25 protein-coding genes and 1 pseudogene are annotated in these 24873 nt (G+C 73.1%); 16 read left to right on the top strand and 10 right to left on the bottom strand.

The window, feature by feature from the left end; all coding sequences use genetic code 11:
- Positions 1-123: 123 nt before the first annotated feature.
- Positions 124-906: a dimethylargininase gene (gene ddaH / locus KGD83_RS15000; RefSeq protein ID WP_275956912.1), complete on the bottom strand. Its 783-nt coding sequence runs from the start codon at positions 904-906 to the stop codon at positions 124-126.
- Positions 907-1041: 135 nt separating this feature from the next.
- Between ddaH and KGD83_RS14995 the strand changes: the two genes are divergently transcribed.
- Entirely contained in the window at positions 1042-2160 is a 1119-nt protein-coding gene (locus KGD83_RS14995; protein ID WP_212639804.1) for an NAD(P)/FAD-dependent oxidoreductase, read from the top strand.
- 111 nt (positions 2161-2271) lie between these two features.
- Positions 2272-2559, top strand: a complete 288-nt coding sequence (locus KGD83_RS14990) for a YiaA/YiaB family inner membrane protein (RefSeq protein ID WP_212639803.1) — start codon at positions 2272-2274, stop codon at positions 2557-2559.
- 61 nt (positions 2560-2620) lie between these two features.
- On the opposite strand, the gene bioB is transcribed toward KGD83_RS14990, so the two are convergent.
- Together bioB and KGD83_RS14980 are read right to left on the bottom strand one after the other, a co-directional pair.
- A complete protein-coding gene (gene bioB, locus KGD83_RS14985) occupies positions 2621-3682 on the bottom strand; it encodes a biotin synthase BioB (protein ID WP_212639802.1) in 1062 nt (353 codons plus the stop codon).
- Between the two features lie 119 nt (positions 3683-3801).
- Complete coding sequence (locus KGD83_RS14980) at positions 3802-4419, bottom strand: TetR/AcrR family transcriptional regulator (RefSeq protein WP_212639801.1); 618 nt, start codon at positions 4417-4419, stop codon at positions 3802-3804.
- Positions 4420-4476: 57 nt separating this feature from the next.
- Between KGD83_RS14980 and KGD83_RS14975 the strand changes: the two genes are divergently transcribed.
- Both KGD83_RS14975 and KGD83_RS14970 read left to right on the top strand, forming a co-directional pair.
- Positions 4477-5373, top strand: a complete 897-nt coding sequence (locus tag KGD83_RS14975; RefSeq protein WP_212639800.1) for an oxidoreductase — start codon at positions 4477-4479, stop codon at positions 5371-5373.
- Between the two features lie 41 nt (positions 5374-5414).
- Entirely contained in the window at positions 5415-5675 is a 261-nt protein-coding gene (locus KGD83_RS14970; RefSeq protein ID WP_249351873.1) for a hypothetical protein, read from the top strand.
- Between the two features lie 34 nt (positions 5676-5709).
- Here the strand turns inward: KGD83_RS14970 and KGD83_RS14965 are convergent, their stop codons facing one another.
- On the bottom strand, positions 5710-6321 hold the full coding sequence (locus tag KGD83_RS14965) for an HAD family hydrolase (RefSeq protein ID WP_212639799.1): 612 nt from the start codon (positions 6319-6321) through the stop codon (positions 5710-5712).
- A 198-nt stretch (positions 6322-6519) separates the two neighbouring features.
- Between KGD83_RS14965 and KGD83_RS14960 the strand changes: the two genes are divergently transcribed.
- Positions 6520-7947 (top strand): sugar porter family MFS transporter, encoded by a 1428-nt coding sequence (locus KGD83_RS14960; protein WP_212639798.1) that lies wholly within the window; start codon positions 6520-6522, stop codon positions 7945-7947.
- Between the two features lie 4 nt (positions 7948-7951).
- Here the strand turns inward: KGD83_RS14960 and KGD83_RS14955 are convergent, their stop codons facing one another.
- Positions 7952-8200 carry an SHOCT domain-containing protein gene (locus tag KGD83_RS14955; protein ID WP_212639797.1) on the bottom strand — a complete coding sequence of 83 codons (249 nt, stop codon included), beginning with the start codon at positions 8198-8200 and terminating at the stop codon, positions 7952-7954.
- Between the two features lie 151 nt (positions 8201-8351).
- Between KGD83_RS14955 and pabB the strand changes: the two genes are divergently transcribed.
- From pabB to KGD83_RS14935, 4 genes are all read left to right on the top strand, one after another.
- Positions 8352-10430 (top strand): aminodeoxychorismate synthase component I, encoded by a 2079-nt coding sequence (gene pabB / locus KGD83_RS14950; RefSeq protein ID WP_212639796.1) that lies wholly within the window; start codon positions 8352-8354, stop codon positions 10428-10430.
- A 65-nt stretch (positions 10431-10495) separates the two neighbouring features.
- A complete protein-coding gene (locus KGD83_RS14945) occupies positions 10496-11113 on the top strand; it encodes a DUF4291 domain-containing protein (protein WP_212639795.1) in 618 nt (205 codons plus the stop codon).
- Between the two features lie 58 nt (positions 11114-11171).
- Entirely contained in the window at positions 11172-11564 is a 393-nt protein-coding gene (locus tag KGD83_RS14940; protein WP_212639794.1) for a nuclear transport factor 2 family protein, read from the top strand.
- Between the two features lie 196 nt (positions 11565-11760).
- On the top strand, positions 11761-12600 hold the full coding sequence (locus KGD83_RS14935; RefSeq protein WP_212639793.1) for a class I SAM-dependent methyltransferase: 840 nt from the start codon (positions 11761-11763) through the stop codon (positions 12598-12600).
- An 87-nt stretch (positions 12601-12687) separates the two neighbouring features.
- On the opposite strand, the gene KGD83_RS14930 is transcribed toward KGD83_RS14935, so the two are convergent.
- Positions 12688-13491, bottom strand: a complete 804-nt coding sequence (locus tag KGD83_RS14930) for a potassium channel family protein (RefSeq protein ID WP_212639792.1) — start codon at positions 13489-13491, stop codon at positions 12688-12690.
- Positions 13492-13615: 124 nt separating this feature from the next.
- Here KGD83_RS14930 and KGD83_RS14925 point away from each other — a divergent pair, with 124 nt between their 5' ends.
- On the top strand, positions 13616-14317 hold the full coding sequence (locus KGD83_RS14925) for a metal-dependent transcriptional regulator (protein WP_081642913.1): 702 nt from the start codon (positions 13616-13618) through the stop codon (positions 14315-14317).
- Positions 14318-14400: 83 nt separating this feature from the next.
- A pseudogene (locus tag KGD83_RS14920) lies at positions 14401-15005 on the top strand (Uma2 family endonuclease).
- Between the two features lie 65 nt (positions 15006-15070).
- On the opposite strand, the gene KGD83_RS14915 reads toward KGD83_RS14920, so the two are convergent.
- Entirely contained in the window at positions 15071-16681 is a 1611-nt protein-coding gene (locus KGD83_RS14915) for an alkaline phosphatase D family protein (RefSeq protein WP_212639791.1), read from the bottom strand.
- 520 nt (positions 16682-17201) lie between these two features.
- On the opposite strand from KGD83_RS14915, the gene KGD83_RS14910 reads away from it, so the two are divergent.
- Entirely contained in the window at positions 17202-17699 is a 498-nt protein-coding gene (locus KGD83_RS14910; RefSeq protein ID WP_212639790.1) for a MarR family winged helix-turn-helix transcriptional regulator, read from the top strand.
- 120 nt (positions 17700-17819) lie between these two features.
- On the opposite strand, the gene KGD83_RS14905 is transcribed toward KGD83_RS14910, so the two are convergent.
- Entirely contained in the window at positions 17820-17996 is a 177-nt protein-coding gene (locus KGD83_RS14905; protein WP_212639789.1) for a hypothetical protein, read from the bottom strand.
- 106 nt (positions 17997-18102) lie between these two features.
- Here KGD83_RS14905 and KGD83_RS14900 point away from each other — a divergent pair, with 106 nt between their 5' ends.
- The 3 genes from KGD83_RS14900 (at position 18103) to KGD83_RS14890 (ending at position 21275) form a co-directional block, all read left to right on the top strand.
- On the top strand, positions 18103-18690 hold the full coding sequence (locus KGD83_RS14900) for a TetR/AcrR family transcriptional regulator (protein WP_212639788.1): 588 nt from the start codon (positions 18103-18105) through the stop codon (positions 18688-18690).
- Positions 18691-18939: 249 nt separating this feature from the next.
- Positions 18940-20199 carry an MFS transporter gene (locus KGD83_RS14895; protein ID WP_212639787.1) on the top strand — a complete coding sequence of 420 codons (1260 nt, stop codon included), beginning with the start codon at positions 18940-18942 and terminating at the stop codon, positions 20197-20199.
- Between the two features lie 284 nt (positions 20200-20483).
- On the top strand, positions 20484-21275 hold the full coding sequence (locus KGD83_RS14890) for an alpha/beta fold hydrolase (protein ID WP_212644438.1): 792 nt from the start codon (positions 20484-20486) through the stop codon (positions 21273-21275).
- A 90-nt stretch (positions 21276-21365) separates the two neighbouring features.
- Here the strand turns inward: KGD83_RS14890 and KGD83_RS14885 are convergent, their stop codons facing one another.
- A complete protein-coding gene (locus KGD83_RS14885; protein WP_212639786.1) occupies positions 21366-22238 on the bottom strand; it encodes a helix-turn-helix domain-containing protein in 873 nt (290 codons plus the stop codon).
- Between the two features lie 275 nt (positions 22239-22513).
- On the opposite strand from KGD83_RS14885, the gene KGD83_RS14880 reads away from it, so the two are divergent.
- Positions 22514-23662: a baeRF2 domain-containing protein gene (locus KGD83_RS14880; protein WP_212639785.1), complete on the top strand. Its 1149-nt coding sequence runs from the start codon at positions 22514-22516 to the stop codon at positions 23660-23662.
- A gap of 177 nt (positions 23663-23839) precedes the next feature.
- Here the strand turns inward: KGD83_RS14880 and KGD83_RS14875 are convergent, their stop codons facing one another.
- Positions 23840-24847: an exonuclease domain-containing protein gene (locus tag KGD83_RS14875; RefSeq protein WP_212639784.1), complete on the bottom strand. Its 1008-nt coding sequence runs from the start codon at positions 24845-24847 to the stop codon at positions 23840-23842.
- Between the last annotated feature and the right edge of the window lie 26 nt (positions 24848-24873).

Below are 24873 nucleotides of genomic sequence, written 5' to 3'. Positions count from 1 at the left end.
TTCTCCCGTGGGCTTCGTCGGTCTCCGGCACCCCGCCAACGACCGCTCGGGGGCCGCGGGTTCCGGTTCTGCCCACGGCAGAGGACCCGCCCTCCCAGCAGGAGGGGGCGGGCCGCCGACCTTTCAGGCCCGGTCCGGGACCAGGACGCTCAGACAGGTCACGCACGCCTCCAGCTTCTCGAACTCGGAGATGTCCACCGGCAGCACCCGCCACCGGTCCGCGCTCAGCCGGTGGATCGTCTCGTGCGCGGCGGCGCTGACCAGCACGTCGCGCCCGCCCAGGGGCAGCACGTGCGCGCCCTGTTCCTCGGTCGCCCGGCGCACCGGAGGCAGCGCGTCGGCCTCCACCAGCTCGGGCAGGCCCACGAGCGTGCCGTCGGGCAGCGCGGTCACCGCCGACTTCAGGTGCAGCGCCGCGCCCAGGCCCACGCGCACGACCTCCCGGCCCAGCGGCTTGAGCAGCTGTTCGAGCTGGGCGGCGCCCTCGGCGTCGGTGCGCCCGCCCACCCCCACGTAGACGGTCGACCCCACCTGGAGCACGTCACCGCCGTCCAGGGTTCCAGGCGCCTCGATCCGCGCCACCCGCAGGCCGAGCGTGCGCGCCACCACCTCGACTCCCTCCACCTCGCCGCGGCGCTCCTGCGCGCCGGGGCGGGTCAGGACCGCCAGGTCCTCGCACACCACCACGGTGTCCTCCACGAACACCGCGTCGGGGTGCTCGGGCGCCGGTTCGACCTCGCACACCCGCCACCCGGCCGAAGCGAGGGCCTCCTGGTAGATCGTGTACTGGCGCGCGGCCAGGACCGGGTCCACCTCCGCGCGGGGAACGTGGGTGACGATGCCCCGTGCCAGGTCGGGGCCGGGGCGGCGCATCAGGGCGACCCCGTAGTAGGTGTATCCGTCCACGTACACGTCCTCCAGGGGTGCGGCACCGGGATCTGGGAAGAGCACAACCTATCGCGCACCCGTACCCGTTTCCCGGACGCGGCACGCGGGTCTTTCGGCTTGTTCGCCGGTACGGGCGGGGGCAGGCTGGTGGCCATGGACGTGATCATTGTCGGCGGCGGGATCGTGGGGACGAGCGCGGCGTTCCACCTGGCCAGGAAGGGCGTGTCCACCGCGCTGGTGGACGCCCCGCACCCCGGGCGGGCAACGGACGCCGGGCTGGGGGTGGTCTTCCCCTGGCCTCTGCCGTGGGACGAGGCGCCGGTGTGGGACTTCAAGGCCCGAGCGGCCGAGCACTACCCGCGGCTGATGGCCGAGCTGGCCGAGGACGGCCAGGCCACCGGTTACGAGGTGGTCGGGGGCCTGTCCGTGGACCGGGAGGGCGAGGACGCCGGGTTCGACCTGCTGCGCAACCTGTCCGAGCGCCCGGAGTTCGCGACGATGGGCGCGGTGGAGCACCTGGCCCCGGGCGGGCCGCGCGAGCGGTTCCCGCTTCTGCCCGAACCCTACGGCGGGGTGTTCGTGGAGGGGATGGCCCGGCTGAACGGAGCGGCGGCGCGATCCGCCCTGTTCAACGCCGCCGAGGAACGGGGACTGCGCTACTTCAAGGGGGAGTGCCGCCTGCTGTGGGACGGCCGCCGGGTGAGCGGTGTGCGTGTGGGCGGTGAGGCCCTGGAGGCGCCCGTGGTCGTGGTGGCCGCGGGCGCGTGGTCGGCGGGGCTGCTGGCGTCCACCGGTGTGGACCTGCCCGTGCACCCGGTGCGCGGGCAGGTGACGCACTTCGCGCTGCCGGGGCGCGACACCCGCGCCTGGCCGGTGGTGCGGTTCGGCGAGCGCGGGTACTTCGTGTCGGCCTTCGGCCCCGACAGGGTGGTCACCGGCGGCACGTGGGAGCCGGAGGCCGGGTTCGACCGGCGGGTGACGGCGTCGGGTCTGCTGCACAACCTCTCCACCGCGGTCGAGGCGCTGCCCGCACTGGCGCACGCCACGGTGGTGGAGACGCGGGTGGGGCTGCGACCGTGCACGCACGACGGACGGCAGCTGCTGGGGCCCGTGGAGCGGGTGCCCGGTGTGGTGGTGGCGACCGGGCTGGGCGGTGAGGGGCTGACCTTCGGACCCTTCCAGGGGCTGGTCGCGGCCCGGCTGGCCATGGGGGAGGACCCCGGGGTGGACCTGTCCCCCTTCCGGCCCGACCGGCCCATGACGCCCGCCTGACCCCGTCCGCGCAGGCAGCGGAACGGACCGGTCGGGCCCTGGGGCGGGTACGGCGAGGAGTTGAGTAGCGGTACTCAGGCGTGCGAGCGGGGGAGCCGACAGCATGGACGCATGAACCCCTACACCCCCCAGCCCCGGTCCACCCCGCAGTTCTTCCTCCAGTCCGCCCTGTCCTTCGGCGCGGCGTCGGTCGGAGTCGGCGCGGGGATCATCTACCTCCCCGTCGACCTGTGGATCCGGGCCTTCCTCGGCCTGGGTCTGCTCTACGTGATCACGTCCACGTTCACCCTGGCCAAGTGCGTGCGCGACCGGCAGGAGGACGCGCTGGCCGCCGAGGCGGCCCAGAACTACCAGCAGATCCCCATCTGGAACGGAGAGCAGCCCGTCCCGCGCTCCTGAGCGGGACGGGTCGGCGCGGTGCGCGGGGACGGAGCGCGGCGCGCCCCGGGCCGCGCCGGTGTCAGGCGTTGGGCGGAAGAGCGGTTCCGGCGCCCCTCCGGCGCGGCCTGAGCAGGTCGTGGCGTTCCCCGGGCGGAGTGGGCTCGCCCGCGCCCTGCACGGTGAAACCGGCGTCCTCGATCATCTCCAGGTCGGCCCGGCCCGCCTGCCCCTCGCTGGTGAGGTAGTCCCCCAGGAACACCGAGTTGGCGATGTGCAGCGCCAGCGGCTGGAGCGAGCGCAGGTGGATCTCGCGGCCGCCCGCCAGGCGCACCTCCACGTCGGGGAAGACGAACCGGGCGGCGGCCAGGACGCGCAGGCACCGCTGCGGGGTCAGCTCCCAGGTGCCCTCCAGCGGGGTGCCCTCGAAGGGCATGAGGAAGTTGACCGGCACCGAGTCCGGTTCCAGCTCGCGCAGCGCGAACAGGGCGTCGACCAGGTCGTCGTCGCTCTCCCGCATCCCCGCGATCAGCCCGGAGCAGGGGGACAGCCCCGCGTGCTTGGCCCTGGTCACGGTCTCCACCCGGTCCGCGAACTCGTGGGTGGTGCAGATGTCGGCGTAGCGCTCCTCCGAGGTGTTGAGGTTGTGGTTGTAGGCGTCGGCCCCGGCCAGGCGCAGCCGGTCGGCCTGGCCCTCGGAGAGCAGGCCCAGGCAGGCGCAGACCTCCACGCCGGGGTGCTCGCTCTTGATGCCCTCGATGGCGGGGGCGAGCCGCTCCACGTCGCGGTCGGTGGGTCCGCGCCCGCTGGCCACCAGGCAGACCCGGGTGGCGCCCGCCCTGACCCCGTGGGAGACGGCCTCGCGGGTCTGGTCGGGCTTGAGCCAGGTGTACCTGACGATCCCGGCTTCGGAGCCCAGGCGCTGGGAGCAGTAGGAGCAGTCCTCCGGGCACAGCCCGCTCTTGACGTTCACGAGGTAGTTGAGCTTGACGCGGCGCTCGAAGTAGCGCTGTCGGACGCGGAAGGCCGCGGCGACCAGGTCCATCAGGTCGTCGTCGGAGCTGCTCAGAACCCCGAGGAGTTCGGCGCGGCTGGGCGTCTCGCGGCGAAGGGCCTTCTCGGCCAGGGGAAGGAATGTGGTCACGGGGACGATCCTGGTTCCCCGGACGCGGGCGGCACAGTCACCGAACCAGCCAAAAACGCGGCGGAAGTCTTGTGCGGGGCGGCTGTTTGTCGCCGCGTCCCGGCCGGGGCCGGGTGCCGCTACCGGCCGTGGGGCCGGGCGCCCCGCAGGAACTGCTCGACCGCGGTCTCGACCAGGCCGTCGAGCCGGTCCGCGTCGATCATGCCGCCGTTGACCATCGTCGCGATGCCCTGCACGGTCGCGTACAGGATGATCCCGATGCGCTCGGGGTCGCCGTGTTCGAGCGCGCCGCGCTCCTGACCCTCCTCGATCAGCCCGCTCACCTGCCCGAAGGCGGCTTCGGCCGCCTCGACGAGCCGTGTTGCTCCCGGCCGGTGCTTGCCGGAGTTCATCAGTTCGAGCAGCGCGGCGTTCTCGGTGGCGAAGCGTGCGAAGGCCAGCACTGCTCCGTGCACACGAACGTCGAACGCCTCCCCGGCCTCCGCCAGCGCGGTGCGCAGCGCGTCGCCGAGGCGGACGAACCCCGCCTCGGCCAGGGCGTCGAGGAGTGCCTGACGGTCGGCGAAGTGCCGCCGCGGCGCGGCGTGGCTCACGCCGACCTCCCTGGCCAGGTCCCGGAGTGAGAGCTGGTCCGCGCCGTGCTCGCGCAGTTGGCGCGCGGCCGCGTCGAGGATCGCGCTGCGGAGGTTGCCGTGGTGGTAGGGGCGCTGCCCGGCGGGTTGGGTCACGTCCGCCATCCTAACATGCGATGTTTGCATTGACATCATTGTTTGCAATGACTACATTCGGGGTTCATGTCAGCGTTCTGCGTCCAAGACGTCCCTTCCATGACCGGTCACACCGTCGTCGTCACCGGCGCGAACAGCGGGATCGGACGCGTCACCGCGCGCGTCCTCGCCGAACGGGGCGCCCGGGTCCTGCTCGCCGTCCGCGACCCCGACAAGGGCCGCGCCGCCGCCGCGACCATGACCGGCGACGTCGAGGTCGGCGAGCTCGACCTCGCCGACCTGTCCTCGGTCCGCTCGTTCGCGCGCTCGCTCACCGAGCCCGTCGACCTGCTCGTCAACAACGCCGGTCTGTCGCTCCCGCCGCTGTCCCGCACCGTCGACGGTTTCGAGTCGCAGTTCGGGACCAACCACCTCGGCCACTTCGCGCTCACGAACCTGCTCCTGCCGCGAATCCGGGGGAGGGTCGTCACGGTGGCATCGCTCGCGCACCTGATCGGCTCGATCGACTTCGCCGACCCCAACTGGGAACGAAAGCCCTACCGGGCCTATCCCGCCTACGGGCAGTCCAAACTCGCCAACCTCCTGTTCGCCTCGGAACTCCAACGGCGCCTCGACGAGGCCGGTTCCCCGGTGAGGTCGACGGCCGCCCATCCCGGGATCTCGGCCACGAACCTGATGAGGACCGAAGGGCGCGGCCCATGGCTGCGGGCGAGCCAGGCGCTGATCGGCCTGGTCACGCAGAGCGCGGAACTCGGCGCCCTGCCGACGCTCTACGCCGCCACGGCGGACGTTGCCGGCGACAGCTACGCCGGTCCCCGTCGCCTCATGGGGCTCCGAGGCGCCCCGAAGCTGGTCCGGCGCGCGGCGAAGGCGCGTGACACCGACGCCGCGCGCCGACTGTGGGAGGTCTCCGAGGAACTCACCGGAGTGGCCTTTCCGTTGAGGACGCCCCGCGCCGCCTGACATCCCCCGCGGCGCCATGAGGTTCACGGATTCCGCCGCCGTTGCCATCGTCGGGCCCAGGAAAGGAACGTCCGACGACACAGCCACACGAGACGCGGCCGCACGACACCGAGCTCCGGCGCCTTCTGGAGCGGGCCGAGATCAGCGAGGTCCGGACCCTCGACGTCACCGGAACCGGCTCCCGTGACCGGGAGCTGTTCCGTTCCTGCTTCACCGACGAGGTCGAGGCCGACTTCAGCGAGGGCGTGGGCCAACCGGTCATCCGCTTCCGATCCGCCCTCACCGGTGAGGACGCCGCCTGAGGCGGCACCGCCCGGACCGCGCGGCGGACGGGGCTCAGCCCGTGGGGGCGGAGCCCCGGCGCGCGAGGTCCTCGCGGAACCCGTCGGCGGTGGTGAACACGTGGCCGCCCATGCCCAGTGCCTCGGCGGCCCGGACGTTCTCCTCGCGGTCGTCGACGAAGAGGATCCGCCCGGGCTCCACGCCCAGGGCCTCCTGGCACCACCGGTAGGCGTCCGGTTCGGGCTTGGCGCGGCGGATGCGGCAGGAGAAGGCGCGCACGTGGAAGCGCTCGAGCCAGGGGTGGTGCGCCTCGTAGTGGGCGGCCAGCTCCTCGGGGATGTTGGACAGCAGCCCGATCCGCCGACCGGAGGCCGCGAGCTCCCCGACCAGGGAGACCATGGTCTCGTCCACGGCGCTCCAGCTGGCGACGTCGGCCTCGACGAGCGCGGTGACCCGCTCCCCGTCGAAGCGTGTGCCCAGGTCCTCGCCCACGCCGCGCCAGTACTCGGCGGCGCTCACGTCAGCGCGGTCGTAGGGCTGGCGCCGCGCCCAGTACGCCTTCCAGAAGGCGGGGGCGGGCGCGCCCGCGACCCGGACCAGCCGGTCCTTGCCCTCCTCGGACTGGTGGCGGGCCAGGACGCCGAACAGGTCGAAGAGCACGGTCAACAGGACACACCTTCCTCACGGCACCGTCGGGAACCCGACCAGATCGTACGCGGTCGGGCGGGGTGCGACCGATACACGTCGCGGGCCAAACGATGGACATCTTTTGGCCCTTGGGCGTTTTGTCCGTGACCCCCGGCTTCCCGGCGTGTCCACTCTGGGAACGGACGAGCACTGTGCGACGTGGAAGGGGCACCAGACGTGAGCGGAGCCACACAGGCCGGGGACGAGTCGGTTCCGGCGGGGGAGGGCAACATCGTCCACGTGACGATGATCGCCGCGGCCGCGGCGATGGGGGGTTTCCTGTTCGGCTACGACAGCGCCGTCATCAACGGAGCGGTACCCGCCATCCAGGAGTACTTCGGAGTGGGACCGGCCACGCTCGGCTTCACGGTGGCCGCCGCGCTCTTGGGCTGCGTGGTGGGCGCCGCGGTCGCGGGGGCCCTGGCCGACCGCCTCGGCCGCATCCGCACCATGCAGATCGCCGGTGTGCTGTTCGCGGTCAGCGCCATCGGTTCGGCGCTGCCGTTCAACGTGTGGGACCTGACCGCCTGGCGGATCCTGGGCGGTGTCGCCATCGGCCTGGCCTCGGTGATCGCCCCGACCTACATCGCCGAGGTGTCGCCCGCGGCCTACCGCGGCCGCCTGGCGTCGTTGCAGCAGTTGGCCATCGTGCTGGGCATCGCCGCCTCGCAGCTGGTCAACTACGGCATCGCCCAGATCGCCGACGGCACCGCGAGCGGCATGCTGGGACCGGTGCAGGCCTGGCAGTGGATGCTGGGCGTCGAGGTCCTGCCCGCGCTGGTCTACCTGGGGCTGAGCGTGCTCATCCCGGAGTCGCCCCGCTACCTGGTGCGCGTGGGCCAGACCGAACGCGCCCGCCGCATCCTGGCCGACGTGGAGGGCGGCGGAACCGAGCGGGTGGACAAGCGCATCGGGGAGATCCGCCAGGCTCTGGGCTCGGAGGTCCGGACCAGGCTGAGCGATTTGACCGGCCGCTACGGTCTGCTGCCCATCGTGTGGATCGGCATGGCCGTCTCGGCGTTCCAGCAGTTGGTCGGGATCAACGTCATCTTCTACTACTCCAGTTCGCTGTGGCAGTCGGTGGGGGTGGAGGAGTCGGCCTCGCTGCTGCTGAGCCTGTTCACCTCCGTAGTGAACATCGTGGGCACGTTCGTGGCGATCCTGCTGGTGGACCGGGTCGGCCGCAAGCCGCTGCTTCTGGTGGGTTCGGCCGGGATGACCGTGGCGCTGGCACTGGCCGCCTACGCCTTCAACCACGCGGTGGTGCGGGGCGAGGAGGTGACGCTGTCGTTCGGCTGGGGCGCGGTGGCGCTGACCGCGGCCAGCCTGTTCGTGCTCTTCTTCGCCCTGTCGTGGGGCGTGGTCGTGTGGGTGCTGCTGGGGGAGATGTTCCCGCTGCGCATCCGCGCGGCGGCGATGGGCGTGGCCACCGCGACCCAGTGGCTCACCAACTGGCTCATCACCGTGAGCTTCCCGAGCCTGCGCGACTGGAGTCTGAGCGGCACGTACCTGATGTACGCGTTCTTCGCGCTGGTGTCGTTCTTCTTCGTGCTGAGGTTCGTGAAGGAGACCCGGGGCAAGACCCTGGAGGAGATGCGGGGCTGAGGGCTCAGCGCTCCAGGTCGATCTTGCGCTGGAGGAACTCCTCCCGGTCGATCTGGCCGCGCGCGTATCTGAGCCGCAGTTCCTCCTCCGCCGCGTCCACGGCCTGCGGCGCGGGCGCGGCGGGGGCCCGGCGACGCCCCGGTCGGCCGAGGTCGGCGCGGGCCGCGCCCGCCACGGACGCCACCGTGACGACGAAGAAGACGCCCAGCGCCACCATCACCATGATGACGACCGCGGCCATGATGTAGGTCATCGTCTGCTCCCCACTCCTGGAAGAACCGCTCCTCTCCTTCCTGTGTACTCCTGCCCGGGGCGTTTCTCCAGGGCCCCTCACGTCTGTGGACAACTGCTCCGCCCGGATCCCCGTAATCTGGATTGTCGCGATCCGGACGAAAAGGGTGGTCATGCGCGTCCTCCTCGTGGACAACCACGACTCGTACACCTACAACCTCTTCCAGCTCCTGGCGCGCGTCCTCGGCCGGACCCCGGCGGTGCTCACCCACGACGACCCCCGTTGGGACCGGCTCGAACCGGCGGACGTGGACGCCGTGGTCGTCTCACCGGGACCGGGCCGTCCCCAGAACCCCCGCGACCTGGGCCGCGTCCCCGAACTCCTGGCCCGCACCCGGCTGCCCGTCCTGGGAGTGTGCCTGGGCCACCAGGCCATCGCCCACCTGGCCGGGGCGGACGTGGTCTCGGCCCCCCAGCCCCGCCACGGCCACCTGTCCCGGATCCGGCACACCGCCGCGGGCCTGTTCGCGGGCCTGCCCCAGGGCCTCACCGCCGTGCGCTACCACTCCCTGGCCGTCCCCGAGCCGCTGCCCGAGGCGCTGACGGCCACCGCCTGGGCCGAGGACGGCGTGGTCATGGGCCTGGAACACCGCGCGCTGCCCCGTTGGGGCGTGCAGTTCCACCCCGAGTCGGTGGCCAGCGAGCACGGCGCGGAGCTGGTCGCGAACTTCCTGGGCCTGGCCCGCCCGCACACCTCCCTCGCGGCCGTGCCCCCGGACCCGTCCCCGGAGCGGGACGCGGCCGCCCGGGTCGGGAAGGTCCCGGGGGAGAAGGCCCCGTCGACGCTGCCCGGAGAGCGTCCCGACGCCCCAGCGGCCGCGGCCGCCCCGACCGTCCGCCTGCGCGAACTCCCCCTGTCCGTGGACACCGAGGCCGCCTTCGCCCACCTGTACGGCGACGCCGAGTACGCGTTCTGGCTGGACAGCTCCCGTCCGGAGGGGCACGCGCGCTTCTCCTTCCTCGGCGCCGCCACCGGCGAGGTGCTCACCTACCGCGTCGGCGGACCCGTCACCGTGCGCGCCGCCGACGGCACCGAGCACCGCGAGCCCGGCAGCGTCTTCGACGCCCTCGACCGACGCACCCCCCCGCCCTCGCCCTCCGGCCTGCCCTTCGACTTCGCCGGCGGCTACGTCGGCTACCTCGGCTACGAGCTCAAGGCCGACTGCGGCGGCGACAGCGCCCACACCTCCCCCGAACCCGACGCGGTGTGGCTGCGCTGTGACCGGTTCGTGGCCGTCGACCACCACCGGAACCGCACCTACGCGGTGTGCGCCGACGACCTCCCAGACGGCGACGCCTGGCTCGACGCGACCCTGTCCGCCCTCACCGACCTGCCGCCGCCGCCCGCGCCCGCCCCGGCCGCCCCGCCCGCCGACCTGGCCAGCCTGCTGGAGCGCCCGCGCGAGGACTACGTCGCCGACGTCAAGGAGTGCCTGGCCGAGCTCACCGCCGGGGAGAGCTACGAGATCTGCCTGACCAACCGGGTCCGGGTCCCCCACGGCGGGAAGGACCTGGACTCCTACCGCCGCCTGCGCGCCGCCAGCCCCGCGCCCTACGCCGCCCTGCTGCGCCTGGGGTCCACGAGCGTGCTCAGCGCCTCGCCCGAGCGCTTCCTGCGCGTGGACGGCGAACGCACGGCCGAGAGCCGCCCCATCAAGGGCACCGCGCCGCGCCACACCGACCCGGCCGCCGACGCGCGCGCGGCCCGGGAGCTGCGCACGGGCGCCAAGACCCGCGCCGAGAACCTCATGATCGTCGACCTGCTCCGCAACGACCTGGGTCGTGTGTGCGGGGTCGGCAGCGTCGAGGTGCCCGCGTTCATGTACACCGAGTCCTACGCCACCGTGCACCAGCTGGTCTCCACCGTACGGGGCGTGCTGCGCCCGCGGGTGTCGGCCGTGGACGCGGTCCGCGCCTGCTTCCCCGGGGGGTCGATGACGGGCGCGCCCAAGGAGCGCACCATGCGCGTCCTCGACCGCCTGGAGACCTCCGCGCGCGGGATCTACTCCGGCGCGCTGGGCTACGTGTCCTCCTCCGGCGCGGCCGACCTCAGCATCGTCATCCGCACCGCCGTGCTCAGCGGCGGCGAGCTGACCATCGGTGCTGGCGGAGCGGTCGTGCTGGACTCCGACCCCGAGGAGGAGTACGAGGAGATGCTGCTCAAGGCCGACGTGCCCGCCCGCGCGCGCTGACCGGTCCCCGGCCGGGTCGGAAAACCGCTTGCCGCGCCCGGGTTCCCAGTACCACCCTGGGCTCCATGGACGTCCCCAAGCACCAGATCCGCGCGCTGCACACCGACACCACGGTCACCGTCTACCAGGCCTACGCCCCCTACCTCGGGCTGGCCGCCGCGCGCGGGGGACGCTTCCCCTCCGCTTGGAAGCGCGAACGCATGACCTGGATCAAGCCTTCGTTCCTGTGGATGATGTACCGGTGCGGGTGGGGGCTGAAGAAGGACCAGGAGACCGTGCTGGCCGTGGAGATCACCCGCGAGGGCTTCGCGTGGGCGCTGCGCAACGCGTGCCTGTCGCACCACACGCCCGCCGTCCACCCCGACCGGGAGACCTGGCGCGCGCGGCTGCGCGAGGCGCCGACCCGCGTGCAGTGGGACCCCGAGCGCGACCTGTACCTCGCCCCGCTGAGACACCGCTCCCTGCAACTGGGGCTGGCGGGTGGGGCCGCGCGGCGCTACGCGGACGAGTGGATCGTCTCGATCACCGACGTCACCCCGCTCGCGCGCCGGGTGCACGCCCTGGTCCAGGAGGGGGACACCGCCGCGGCGACCCGGCTGCTGCCCGCCGAGCGCCCCTACCCGGTCGCGCCGGGGGAGCTGGACCACCTGCGCCCCGCCCGCGAACACGACGCCGCGGTGTGACGACGCACCGCTCTGGTCGGTGCCGCCCTAGTCGGACGGTCCAGGTGAGGGGCAGGGTGTGTACGGAGCCGGAGGCGGGGCGGGCGAGGCGGTCCGGTGGGTGATCGAGGGTGAGCTGCGGCTGCTGGAGCCCCACGTGCGCGCCTCGCGCAGGCTCGCCGGGGAGCTGCTGGACCCCGAGTTCACCGAGGTGGGCAGGTCGGGCAGACGCTGGGACCGGGAGACGATGCTGGCCGAACTCCCCGCCATGGACGGCCCGGACACGACGGGGCCGCAACGGCGCCGGGTGCGGGTCACCGACATGGTGGGGCGGCTGCTCGCCCCGGACCTGGTACACCTGACCTACGCGACCGAGGCCGACGGGGCGCGGGCCCTGCGCAGTTCCCTGTGGCGCCGCAACGCGGACGGCGCGTGGCGGCTGTACTACCACCAGGGCACGCCCGCGCCCTGAGCACGGCGCCGAAGGGCCGGTTCCCCGGGGCCGGTGGGGCCCGGAAAATCCCGGCGGGGCGGGCGCGCGGAGCTGCACCATCGGGCGGCGCGTCCGGCGTCCGGCACCGTCCCTCGGCGGGCAGGGCGCGGGTGCGGGCGGGCGCCGCCCGCCCACGCGCACCACTTCCCGCGTACACGGAGAGAGGCGGCCAGACGTGAGCGAGCACGCCAGGGCGATCGCCCGGAACCGGGCGAACTGGGACCAGCGCGCCGACGTCCACGCCCGGTCCGCGATGTACGACGTCGACGGGCTGATCGCGGACCCCTCCCGCCCCTCCCCGGTCGTGCTCAACGACCTCGCGGTGCTCGCGCCCCACCTGGAGGGCGGCACGGTGGCGGGGAGGTCGCTGCTGCACCTGCAGTGCCACATCGGCACCGACACCGTCTGCTGGGCCCGGCTGGGCGCCGTGGACGTCCACGGGCTGGACCTGTCGCCGAACTCGCTGGCCCACGCCCGGCGCATCGCCGACGCCGTCGGCGCGGACGTCACCTGGGTCGAGGGCGACGCGCGTACGGCCTCCCAGGTCATCGACCGCGCGTTCGAGGTGGTCGTGACCAGTGCCGGGACGATCGTGTGGCTGCCCGAGCTGCGCTCGTGGGCCCGGTCGGTCCACGACCTGTTGGAGCCGGGCGGGGTGTTCGCGATCCGCGACGACCACCCGATCCTGGGCGCCATGGACTTCGAGCCGTGGCAGGTGAGCGGTGACTACCTCAGCGGCGGGGGCGCCAACGTCTACGACGACGCGGCGACCTACACCGACGGGCCCACGGACTCGATCACCCAGACCGTCAACTATGAGTGGCGCCACGACCTGGCGGAGGTGACGGGCGCGCTGTTGGAGGCGGGACTGGTCGTCGAGGCGCTGGGGGAGCACCCGTTCATGGACTGGCCCGCCTTCTCCGGCCTGGTGGAGTGCCCGCAGGGGTGGCGGCTGCCCGAGGGCGCCCCCAGGATCCCGCTGAACTTCTCGGTGGTCGCACGCCGCCCGGAGTGACCCCCCACGCGAGCCGTCCCCGCCAGGGCGTGGCAGGGGGCCAGCGGCACGGGGCGACCGGTCGGGGCTTCCCGGCGTGCCGGCCGCTCACGGGTCGGCCCGCCCGCTCCGCGGCGGCGCCGGTTCGGCCGTCGCGCCGACGCGTCCCAGCTCGGCCCTCAGCTCGCGGACCTGCTCGGTCAGCTCGCGCAGCTGCCGCGCGGTGTTCTCGTCGGCGGCCCGCTCGCGCGTCCCGTTGTCGTCCTCCACGCGCTGGACCAGCCACGTGGACAGCGTTCCGGTGATGACGCCGAGCAGGCCGATACCCATGACGAAGAGGAAGGCGGCGATCAGGCGGCCCGTGTCGGTGACCGGGTACAGGTCTCCGTAGCCGACGGTGGACACCGTCACCAGCGACCACCAGAACGCGTCGGTGAGCGTGGTGATGTTGGCGCCGGGGGCGCTCTGCTCCGCGCGCAGGACGCTCACCGAGGCCATGACGAGCATGACGACGGTGATGCCCGCGGTGTAGAGCAGTACGTGCCCGCGCAGGGACACCGACATATGCCGGTGCAGCAGGGACACGACGGTCAGGAGCCGGACCAGGTGCAGGGGGCGCAGCACCGGCAGTACCACGATCAGCAGGTCCAGAAGGTTCTGCCGTACGAAGGTCCACCGGTCCGGTGACAGGTACAGGCGTACGACGTAGTCGATGGCGAAGACCGCCCACACGACCGCGATGAGCACCCCGCACAGATCCCGCCAGCGCGGGGACAGCTCGGGGTCGACGGCGGGCCAGGTATAGGCACCGATGAACATCAGGGCCGCGAGGACCAGCGGCAGTTCGGTCGCGGACCGCCAGCGTTTCAGGCGGTCCGCGGCTGGGGAAGGGGATGTGCTGTGCTGTTCCACCCCTCGATTCGACCAAACCCCTTTCTCCCAGGTCGTACCCGGGTGCCCTTCCGCCCGCCCGTGTTGTCCACAGGGCCGATGCGCACATGGTGGCCGGTGAGCCGTCCGCGATACGGTTGGGGCCATGGACAACGCACCGACACGACCGTCCACGTCGGTTGAGGACTACGTGAAGGTCATCTACGACCTCCAGGAACGCGGCACCGGGCCGGTGACCATCTCCGGTATGGCCGAGCGCCTGTCGGTGTCCAACTCCTCGGTGTCGGGAATGCTGCGCAAACTCAGCGAACTGGGCCTGGTGGAGCACCGGCGCTACGGCGCGGTCAACCTCACCGAGCCGGGCACCAAGGCGGCCCTGTCGGTGCTGCGCCGCCACCGCCTGCTGGAGACCTACCTGGTCGCCGAGCTGGGCTACTCCTGGGACGAGGTGCACGACGAGGCCGAGATCCTCGAACACGTGGTCTCGGACAAGTTCGTCGACCGCATCGCCCACCACCTGGGCGATCCCGTGGTCGACCCGCACGGCGACCCCATTCCCACCCGCGACGGCCACATCGTCGAGCGCGAGAGCCTTCTGCTTTCGGAGGCGGAGAAGGGCGTCAGCGGCGTGATCGTGCGCGTCAACGACACCGATCCCGACCTGCTGCGCTACCTGGCCGACATCGAGATCGGCATCGGGATGCGCGTGGAGGTGGCCGAGCGCCGCCCCTACGCCGGGTCGATGCAGATCACCGTGGGCGCCGACGCGGGCGCTCCCCAGCGCTCCCAGGCCCTGGGTCTGGTGGCCGCCGAGGCACTGTGGATCAGCCCCGACGACCAGGGGTAGGACCTTCCCGGAAACACCGTCGCTACCCGAAGGACGTGGCTACCGTGGGTGACGAGAACGATCCGACCACCGGAGGCAGCGACATGCCCGTTTCCCCTGTGGCCGAACGCCAGCCCTCCACCGAATCCCGGTACGAGCCGCTGACCCCGCCTCCGGAGGGATTCACCGCCGACGACCTGGACAGCATCCCGGATCTTCCGCCGCACACCGAACTCATCGACGGAAGCCTGGTACTGGTGACCCCTCAACGCAACTTCCACACGGTCGTGCTCTCGGTCCTGGACACTCGCCTGTTCGAGCAGGCCCCCGACCGCCTGCGCGTGCGCAGGGAGATGACCCTCAAACTCGGTCCGCGGCAAAGGCCCGAACCCGACCTCGTCCTGGTACAGGCCCAGGCGACCGGGGGACGGAACAGACCTGGTTCGCACCCGAGGCGGTGGAACTGGTGGTCGAGGTGGTCTCTCCCGAGTCGGAGCTGCGCGACCGTGAGCGCAAACCGCAACTGTACGCCGAGGCCGGTATCCCCAACTTCTGGCTGATCGAGCAGGACCGGGGCGAAGTCGTGGTCTACGTGCACGAACTCGCGCCCACCGGCGGCTACACCAGGCCGACCGTCCACCGACAGCGCCTCAAGACCTCCCGGCCCTTCCCCGTCGACATCGACCTGACTGAGATCCAGCGCCGCTGAGCCGGTCGCCCCGTTGGTCCGGGCGGCGGTTGGCGCGCACCCGCCGCCCGGACCCGTGTCAGGGTTCATCCCTCGGCGCGCACGCCCGCCACACCGTCCGCGATCACGAACCGCGCCCGGTCGCGGATGGGCGAGCCCGGCTCGCTCACGCGGTCCACGACGCGGTAGTCGGCCGTCCACTCGGTGGGCGTGACGACGTTGCGCACGTAGCCCCGCTTGCGGTTGACGAACCTGATGTGCGGGTTCTCCCGCAGCTGCACCTCGTCTCCGGGGGCCTGTTCGGTGCCGTCGCCGCCGCTGGTGACGGAGGTGCCCACCAGCTCGGTGGCCACCGTCGGCGACTCGGGGGCGTCGAAGTCGGCCTTGACGTCGCACACGTAGTTGGCGTGCACGTCACCGGTGATCACCACCCCGTTGCGCGTGCGCGCCAACTGGTCGCGGACCTCGTCGCGGTCCACGAGGTAGTTGTCCCAGGCGTCGTTGCTGAAGTCGGTCGCTTCGCCCCCGGCGAAGTCGCGCTGGGAGAAGAACACCTGCTGGGCGAGTACGTTCCAGCGGGCACGCGACGAGGACAGCCCCTCCCTCAGCCACTGCTTCTGCCGGGTGCCGAGCAGGGTGCGCGAGGGGTCGCCGCGTTCGGCGTCCGACACCTGCGGGTCGCGGTACTGGCGGGTGTCGAGCAGGTGCATGTCCACCAGGTCGCCGAAGGCCAGTCTGCGGTAGAGCTGCATGTCGGGGCCGACCGGCGTCTGGGCGAAGCGCAGCGGCATGTGCTCGTAGTAGGCCTTGAGCGCCTGGGCGCGCCGGCGCAGGAACTCCTCGGGCGGGACGTCCTCGCCGTTGGAGCGGTCGTCGGCCCAGTTGTTCTCCAGCTCGTGGTCGTCGAAGACCACCGCCCACGGGAAGGCGGCGTGCGCGGCCTGGAGGTCAGCGTCGCTCTTGTACTGGGCGTGCCGCACGCGGTACTCGGCCAGGGTGCGGACCTCCCGGTCGGGGAGGTGGCCCCGGCCCAGGCTCCCCTGCCCGCCCGTCTCGTAGATGTAGTCGCCCAGGAACGCGACCAGGTCCAGGTCCTCCTCGGCCAGGTGCGCGTGGGCGTTGTAGTGCCCGGCGGTGTAGCTCTGGCAGCTGGTGAACGCGAAGGCGAACCGGTCCGTGCGGATCCCGGGGGGAGGGGCGGTCTTGGTGCGGCCGACCTGGCTGACCTCGTTGCCCGCGCGGAACCGGTAGAAGTACTCGGTGCCGGGCCGCAGCCCCTGCGCCTCCACGTGCACCGAGTGGGCGGCGTCGGGACCCGTCTCCACGGTTCCGGAGGCGGAGAGCAGGCCGAAGCCCTCCTCCCGCGAGACCTGCCACTCGACCTCCACCCGCCGGTCGGGCATGCCGCCCAGTCCGTCCTCCGCGAAGGGGTTGGGGGCCAGACGGGTCCAGAGCACGACGCTGCTGTGGAAGGGGTCGCCGGAGGCGACGCCCAGGGTGAAGGGCTCGGCGAAACCGCCCGAACGGACGGGGGCGTCGGTGCGGACGGAGGCGTCGGCCCGCACGCCGGGGTTCCAGGCGGTGCCCAGCGCGACGGCGCCCAGGGTGGCCGCACCGCCGACCAGGGCCTGGCGCCGCGTGGTGCTGCTGACGGTCTCGGCGGGGAGGGGAGCGGGGGTGCGGGGGGTTCCCGGCATGGGCGGTCTCCTGATCGGGTCGCGGGGGAGCCCGGCCCCGTGTCGGGCCGGGCGGGGGACCGTGCTCTATCCGGCCACGGCGGGCGGAACTCCCCAACCACCGGGCGGTGAACGTTGGACCCCTTAGGGTGACTAACAGGTGACAGCCCGTTGCGGCGCAGGTCAGGCCCGCAACACGCCGGAGGGTCGGAAAACTCGTCGCGCGGACCGCGGGGCCGCGGCCGTTGATCGGCGGGCTCTTCCGCGGCGCCTACCTCGACCCGGGGCGGATGGAGGCCGCCCCGGAGGCCAGCGGCGCCGCCTGGTCCGTCGTGCGCCGGCCCCAGCCGACCGACGCCCCGGCCAGGGGGAGTACCGCCTGGTCCTGGACCGCAACGCGCCCTCCGGTTACCGGATCTCGCGCGTGGGCCTGGCGCACGCGCTGCCGCGGCTCCCGGACGGCCCGGCCACCGTGCGCCGGGCCGTCGGCGTCGCCGACCGAGCCCCGAACGACCACGTCACACCCCGGTAGCATCGGCGCATGGACCACGGGGCGGGCCGGGAAGAGGCCGAGGACACGCGTGTGCCGGACCGCGCGGTGCTGGAGGGGGCGCTGCGCTTCGTGCCCCTCATCGAGACCTACTACCGCCGCGCCCACGCCGAGATGCCCGCCGAACTGCGGCGGCTGTTCACCGACCACCACCTCACCGCCCGGCACGGCGCGGTGCTGGCCCAGCTCGTCCACGGCCAGGAACTCGGCATGGGAGAACTCTCCTCCCGCCTGGGGGTGGGCCCCTCCACCGTCAGCGAACTGGTCGGCGACCTGAACCGGGTGGGACTGGTGGTGCGCCGTGAGGACCCCGCCAACCGGCGGCGCGCCCTGGTGTCACTGGCCGACGAGCACCGCGACCTCATGCGCGCGTTCGTGGCCAGCCGGGCCCGGACCCTGCTGCGGACCTTCGACCGGCTCTCACCGGAGCAGCGGGAGGGGTTCGCCGCCGGGCTGGAGGCCTGGGCCCGCGAGCTGCACGGGATCTGATCCGCGCCCCTTTGGAAGCGTCCGCCGCGGCGGGGTCTCCCGGCGCTCACGTCGGTTCGTACACGAGCTCGCGCAAGCGCGGTCCTCCTCTCGGTTCCCGCGGGGCGGTCAGGGCGTTGGTCAGCGGACACCGCCCGGCTTGGGCAGCGGCCTGGCGCGCCGCACCGAACGGGTCCTAGGCGTCTGGCCGCGGTGCCCGCGCCGGGGCTGGGGCGGGGTGAAGGGCGAAGTGATCTTGGGGCGGACCTCGGCGGACGGCGCGGCGGTCAGGTCCAGACGGATGGAATCGGCACGCATGGGTTGCCTCTCAGATTTACTTACTGCGTAGTACTCTGCTTGGAGTGGTAAGAACGTAGTACTACGATTGAAGTTATGTCAACTCGGTTCTGAGGAGAGATCTGGCATGAGGCAGAATCCGGCACGACGGGCGGCACTGCTCGACGCGGCCATCGAGGTGCTCGCCCGCGAGGGCGCGCGGGGACTGACATTCCGGGCCGTGGACACCGAGGCGGCCGTCCCCAACGGCACGGCGTCCAACTACTTCAGCAACCGCGACGACCTGCTCACCCAGGTCGGCCACCGCTTCTACGAGCGCCTGGACCCCGACAGCGACGTGATGGCCGCGGCCCAGGCGGGGCCGCGCGACCGCGACAGGGTCACCGAACTGATGCACGAGATGGTGGGACGCCTCACCGAGTTCCCCTCCGGCTATTTGGCCCTGCTGGAACTGCGCCTGGAGGCCACCCGGCGACCGGAGCTGCGCCAGTTGCTCACCGAGCGCGTCCGCGCCGACCTGGACGCCAACATCGCCTTCCACACCGGGTCCGGCATGCCCGGCGACGCGACCACCGTCGTCCTGCTCTACCTGGCGCTCAACTGGCTCATCCTGGAGCGGCTCACCCTGCCCGACCTCTTCTCCCAGGACCGGTTCCACGACCTGGTGACCGACGTGGTCGAGCGCATCGTCCCCGGCCCCGGCCGAGCGGACTGACCGCCACGCGCGCGGGGCCGACGGGGCCGCGTCCGCGGCCCTGCCCGACCCGTGCGGCGATCCGGCGCACCCGTGCACGACCTCCGCGGCCGGGTCGTCCACAGCCCCTGTCGCGGCGGCCGGCGCACGCCTATCCTGGAGGCATGTTCCAGCGACATTAAGTCCCCAGCCGGTCCTCGGTCCGAGCACGCGGTCCACCCCGGGCGGTCCCCGCCCCGGTGCCCGTTTCCGCTCGACCGAAAGACCTCCATGACCACCCTGTCCTCGCGTGCACCCGGCACGCGTCCGTCCCGTCTGACCCGACCCCTGTACGCCTACGCGGCCCTGGGGGAGTTCGTCCTCCTCTATCCGCTGTACGCGCTGCTGTTCGACGAGACCGGCCTGACCGTCGCCCAGATCAGCTCCCTGTTCGTGATCTGGTCGCTGTCCTCGGTCCTCGCGTCCGTCCCCGCCGGGGCCTGGGCCGACGTGGTGCCGCGGCGCTACCTGCTGGCCGCCGCCCCTCTCCTGGCCGCTTGCGCTTTCGTGCTGTGGCTGCTGTGGCCCGGTTACTGGACCTTCGCGCTCGGCTTCGTCCTGTGGGGCGCGGGCGGCGCGCTGTCCTCGGGCTCCCTCGAAGCCCTCGTCTACACCGAGCTCGCCCGTCGCGGCGCGTCCGACCGCTACGCCCGTGTCATGGGCGTGACCCGCGCCCTGGACGTGGCCGCCGTCGGCGCCGCCACCCTGCTGGCCATCCCCGTCATGGCCCACGGCGGCTACGCGGCGGTCGGCGCGGCCAGCGTCGCCGCCTGCGTGCTGTGCGCCCTGGCGGCCCTGGCCCTGCCCGAGCACCGCGCCGCCGCGGGCGGCTCCGCGGGGGCCGCAGAAGCGGAGGAGGCACCCTCCGGCTACCTGGACGCCCTGCGCGGCGGTCTGGCCGAGGCGCGCTCCAGCCGCCGGGTACGCGGCGCGATCCTGCTCGTGGTCGCGGTGACCGCGTTCTGGGAGGCTCTGGACGAGTACGTCCCCCTGCTCGTCGCCGAGTCCGGCGTCCCCGCCGCCACCGTTCCCGTGGCGGTGCTGGTGGTGTGGGCCTTCGTGCTCCTGGGCGGGCTGCTGGCCGGACCCGCCTCCCGGCTGCCCGTGCGGGCCCTGGCCGTCCTGGTGGGCCTGACCGCGCCCGCCATCGCCGCCGGGGCCCTGCTGGACGGCCCGGTGGGATGGGTGCTGATCGGCGCGGGCTTCGGCCTGTGCCAGACCGCGGGCGTGGTCGCCGACGCCCGCCTCCAGGACCGCATCACCGGACCGACCCGGGCCACCGTCACCTCCCTGGCCGGCCTGGGCACCGACGCCCTCACCACGGCCTCCTACCTGCTGTACGCGGGGGTGTTCGCGGTGACCGGGCACGCCCTGGCGTTCGCCCTGTTCGCACTGCCCTACCTGGTGGCGGCACTCGTCCTGGGCCGCGTCACCCGCGGGGCCCGTCCGGCCCGCCGCTCCCCTGACCGGAAGGGGGCGGCGCGGCGGTGAACCGCCTCCGAACCCGACGGCGTCCGGGCGCGTCTTCCCTGTAGCCGGGCGCCCCGCGCCCGGTACGGCGTGGCGGGCGCGCCCGCCACGCCGTACCGCGCCCGAGGACGGCGGGACGCGGTACCCGCGGGCCGTAGGTGTCGAGGGACCGCCTACGGCCCGGCCGCGACCCGGCTCTGGGGGCCCCTCGGTGGCCAGGGCCCTTGCACGCCTGAATAGCATCGGTTCCTGTGGCACACCAGACGACGAACACGGCGAGCAGCGAAGGCCCGCGCATCGCCTCCGTGCGCGGGATCAACGTCACCTACACCGACCGCGGGGCCGGGTACCCCGCCCTCCTGATCCACGGTCACCCCTTCGACCGCACCATGTGGGAACCCCAGGTCAGGGCCCTGGCGGGACGCGGTTACCGGGTGATCGCCCCCGACCTGCGCGGGTACGGGAACAGCACCGTCGTCCCCGGGACCACGACCCTGGACACCTTCGCCCGCGACCTGGACGCGCTCCTGGACCACCTGGGTCTGGACGTGGTGAGCGTGGTGGGGCTGTCGATGGGCGGCCAGATCGCCCTGGAGCTGTACCGGCTCTTCCCCGACCGCGTGGACTCGCTGACCCTGGCCGCCACCAACCCCAGCGCCGAGACCGAGCGGGGGCGGGCCGCCCGCGTGGCGCTGGCCGAACGGCTGCGCGCCGAGGGCATGCGCGGCTACGGCGACGAGGTGCTCGTGGGCATGATGACCGCCGCCAACGTGCGCGAACTGCCCGCCGTGGCCGACCACGTGCGCGCGATGATGTACGCCGCCCCGCCCGAGGGGGCGGCGGCCGCCCTGCTGGGCCGCGCCAGACGTCAGGACTACGCGCCCCTGCTGCGCCGGGTGTCCGCGCCGACCCTGTTGGTGGGGGGCCAGCACGACGTGTTCACCCCGCCCGACCTCGCCGAGTCCATGCACGTGCTGGTGCCGGACTCGGTCGTGGAGATCGTCGAGGGCGCCGGGCACCTGCCCAACCTGGAGCGGCCCGAGCGGTTCAACGAGGTGCTGCGCCGCTTCCTGGACCGCTGCCGCACCCGCGTCTAGGAGACGACCGCTGCGTCCGGTCCCGTCGGCGGCCGCGCGCGGTACCCGGCGGGTGGCGACTCCGCGGCGCCTCGGGTGCCGCGGGGCTCGTCAGACGCGCTCGACGGGCAGCCACAGCTCGGCCTCGGCGGTGGCGCCGTCCCCGGTGTAGGAGACCCGCAGGATCTCCGGACCCTCGGTGGCCCGGTAGGCCGTGTTGGAGGGGAACCACCGGCCGAAGGCGTCCGCCCACATGTGCTGCAGCCCCTCGGGGCACCGCGCCACGGGCACCGGCTTCGGGAAGACCACCCAGGTACCGCTCGGCACCTCCAGCGTCTCCATACCCTCCGCGCCCCTGGCGCAGGTCGCCGCGGCCTCGTAGTAGTCGATCAGGCTCCCCTCCCCGCGGTCGGGGGACAGGGCGGCGGTGACGCCCAGGACACCGCGCGGTTCCTGGTCGGAGAGCTCCGCGACGCGCGCCCGGACCTCCTGGTCCAGGCCCCTGACGAACTCCTCCATGGCGTGGTTGCGGCCCTCGTGGACGATCGGCACCCGCGCCTTGGGGCCCACGAGGCGGAAGGGCCCCTTGTCCACGATCCGGTAACGCATGGTGGTATTCCCTTCGACGGTCAGGCGGAAGGACATCCTCGGTTGTGCGGCGAGCACCGCGCCGGTCCGGCGGGCCTCGCCCGGCCCCACACCGTGCATGGCGCGAAAGGCCCGGGCGAAGGCCTCGGCCGACCCGTAGCCGTGGCGCACAGCGATGTCGAGCAGGCTGTCGCCGCTCCCGAGCACCTCGGCACCGGCGAGGGTGAGTCTGCGCCGCCGCACGTACTCCGACAGGGGCATCCCCGCCAGCGCCGAGAACAGACGGCGCAGGTGGTGCTCGGAGGTGAGCGCGATCCGCGCCATCTCCGCCACGTCCACCGGCCGTCCGGTGTCCTCCTCGACCTTCTCCAGGGCCCGGTTGAGCCGGTCCAGCATGGTGTCCTCCTTCTCCGGGTCACCGACGCTAGCGGCCCGGGCCCCTCCGCGCCCGACAGTCGGCGGCCCCCTTCCGTGTGTTCGTCGGTCCTCTCCACCCATGTCCTGCGGCCGACGGGGTAGGGGGCCCGTCCAAGGACGGGAAATCCTTGGGCAAGAAGCGCGTCTGTGCCGACGTGGCGTGCCCCGAAGCAAGCATCATGGGCCCGAGGATGGCCCGCAGACCGACCCCGAGAAGGAGGTGGGCGGGGCGGGGACACACGCCCCGCGGACACATGGACCTGGGTTTTCTGCGACCTCTGTACGAGAGCGACGCCCCTGTGGCCTCGGTGCACCTGGACACCAGCCGCGACAGGACCGACGCCGGCAAGGAACTCGAACTGCGCTGGCGCCACCTGCGGGACGAACTCTCCTCGCTGGGCACCGACAAGGCGACCCTGGACGTGCTGGAACAGGCGGTCAGGGACGGCTCCTCCCGGGCCTTCGGCAGCCACGGCCACTCCCTGTTCGCCTCCGAGGGGCGCCTGCTCGGCGCGTACACGCTCTCCGAACCGCCCGCGCAGAGCCGCGCCCTGCGCATGCCGGTCCCCGACCCCCTCCCCGTGGTCGTGGACCGGGGGCGCTACCTGCCCCACGTCCTGGTGGCGCTGGACCGGGTCAACGCCAAGGTGTTCTCCTACACCGGCCGGCCCACCAGCGGACCGGCCTCCGAGAAGGACTTCTCCGGCGCCGACCTGCGCAACATCGACCCGATGGGCCGGGGCGGGCCCGGCGTCCTGAGCGGGTACAACGGCCGCTTCGACGGCAAGCACTACCCGATGGAGACCTGGCGGGAGAACACCGCCCGGATCGCCCAGCAGGTGCGCGAGGCCGTCGCCGAGGTGGACGCCCGGATCATCTTCGTTGGCGGTGACGAGGAGGCCATCGCCTACCTGCGCGACAACCTGGGCGAGCGCAAGCTGAGCATCCCGGTCAGGCTGGTGGCCGGGGGTCGGGGCGGCCCCGACGCCGAGGAGCGCCTGCACGAGGCCGCTGCGGAGGCGCTGCGCGACTTCGTCATCGACGGCCACGACGACATCATCGCCGACTACCACCAGAAACTCGCCAACGACCAGGCGGTGCGCGGCACCGAGCCCACCCTGCCGATGCTGTCGGAGGCGCGGGTGCGCACCCTGCTGCTGGGCGCAGACCGCGACGGCGAACCCGATCTGTGGGGCTCACCGGGCGAGCCGGTGCTGGTGTCGAAGGATCCGGCGGACCTGGACGACCCCGACGCGGCGTTCCGGGCACCGGCCAGCGCGCTGATGCTGCGTTCGGCGATGGCCGCCGACGCCGGTTTCGGCGAGGTCCTCGACCACGGCCACACCAGCGCCGAGAACGGCGCGATCCTGCGCTTTCCCACGTCGCCGAACGAGAGGGTCTGACCGACCCCAGCGAGCCGCCCGCGTCCGTCTCCGGGCGCGGGCGGCCCCGTGCGCGGTACCGGCCGCGGGCGCACGGACCGGCGCGGTGCGGCACCCGGCGTCAGGCGGCCCCGGCCGGAAAACGCACGTCGGTGACCGCCGCCGTCCTCAGGCCCGCGGACGCGGGGCGCGTCCCGGTCAGGGGCGGGTGGTCATCCCCAGCAGGGCCAGCAGCTCGGCCTCGGTGACCAGGTCGATGCGCTGGCCCCGCTCGCGGTAGGTCTCGGCCCGCAGGTGCTTGGCGGTCTTGCCGGGGCCGCCGTGGCCCCCGAGGACGAGTACGTCGGTTTTCTTGGTGACATTCTTGGCGGGCCGCCCGCCCGCCTCGGCCACGCGCCGCCACACCTCGGGCTTGTCCATGGACGCCAGGTCCCCGGAGACGCACACGGTGCGCCCGTACAGCGGCCCGGTGGGATCGGCGTCCGGGGAGGGCTCGGGCAGCGGCGTCTGGGCGTCGCGCTGCCACCGTCCGAACCGGTCCTCGGGCGCGGCAGCTGCGGCGGACGCGGCGAACAGCGCGGGCTGGGCGGGCGCGGCGGCGGCCGGGACCGGAGCGGGTACCGCGCTCCCGGCCGAGGCCTCCACCCGGCGCAGGTCCGTGCGCGCGGCACGGGCCAGATCGGCCAGCGACGGGGTGCCGTAGCGCTCCATGGCGGCGATCACGATGCGCGCGGCGGCCTCGGCGTCGGCGTCGGCGCGGTGGTGGTGCGTCACCCGGTGCCCGATGTGGGCGCACACGGTCGGCAGCTTGTGGTCGGGCAGCCCGCCCCAGGTGCGCCGGGCCAGCGCCAGCGTGCACGCGTACTCCCACGCCGGGTGGGGCAGCCCGGTGTGCCCGCAGGCCTGGCGCAGCACCCCCATGTCGAAGGCGGCGTTGTGCGCCACCAGGGGGCTGCCGTCGGCGAACTCCACGATGCGCGCGTGCGCCTGTTCCCAGGAGGGGGCGTCGGCGACGTCGGCCGCGGTGATGCCGTGCACGGCGATGTTGTGGCGGGAGAAGAAGTCCACCTGCCTCGGCGGCCGGATCAGCGTGGTGTACCGGTCCACGACCGCGCCGTCGCGCACCCGCACCAGGCCGACCGCGCACGCGCTGCCGCGGTCGTGGTTGGCGGTCTCGAAGTCGATCGCGGTCCAGGTCCGGGACACCGCGCACCTCCTGCAAACGGGGAACG

It is taken from the genome of Nocardiopsis akebiae, assembly GCF_018316795.1.
Lineage (GTDB): Bacteria > Actinomycetota > Actinomycetes > Streptosporangiales > Streptosporangiaceae > Nocardiopsis > Nocardiopsis dassonvillei.
The sequence above is the reverse complement of the archived record's forward strand: the minus strand, read 5'-3'. Positions and strand labels throughout refer to the sequence as shown.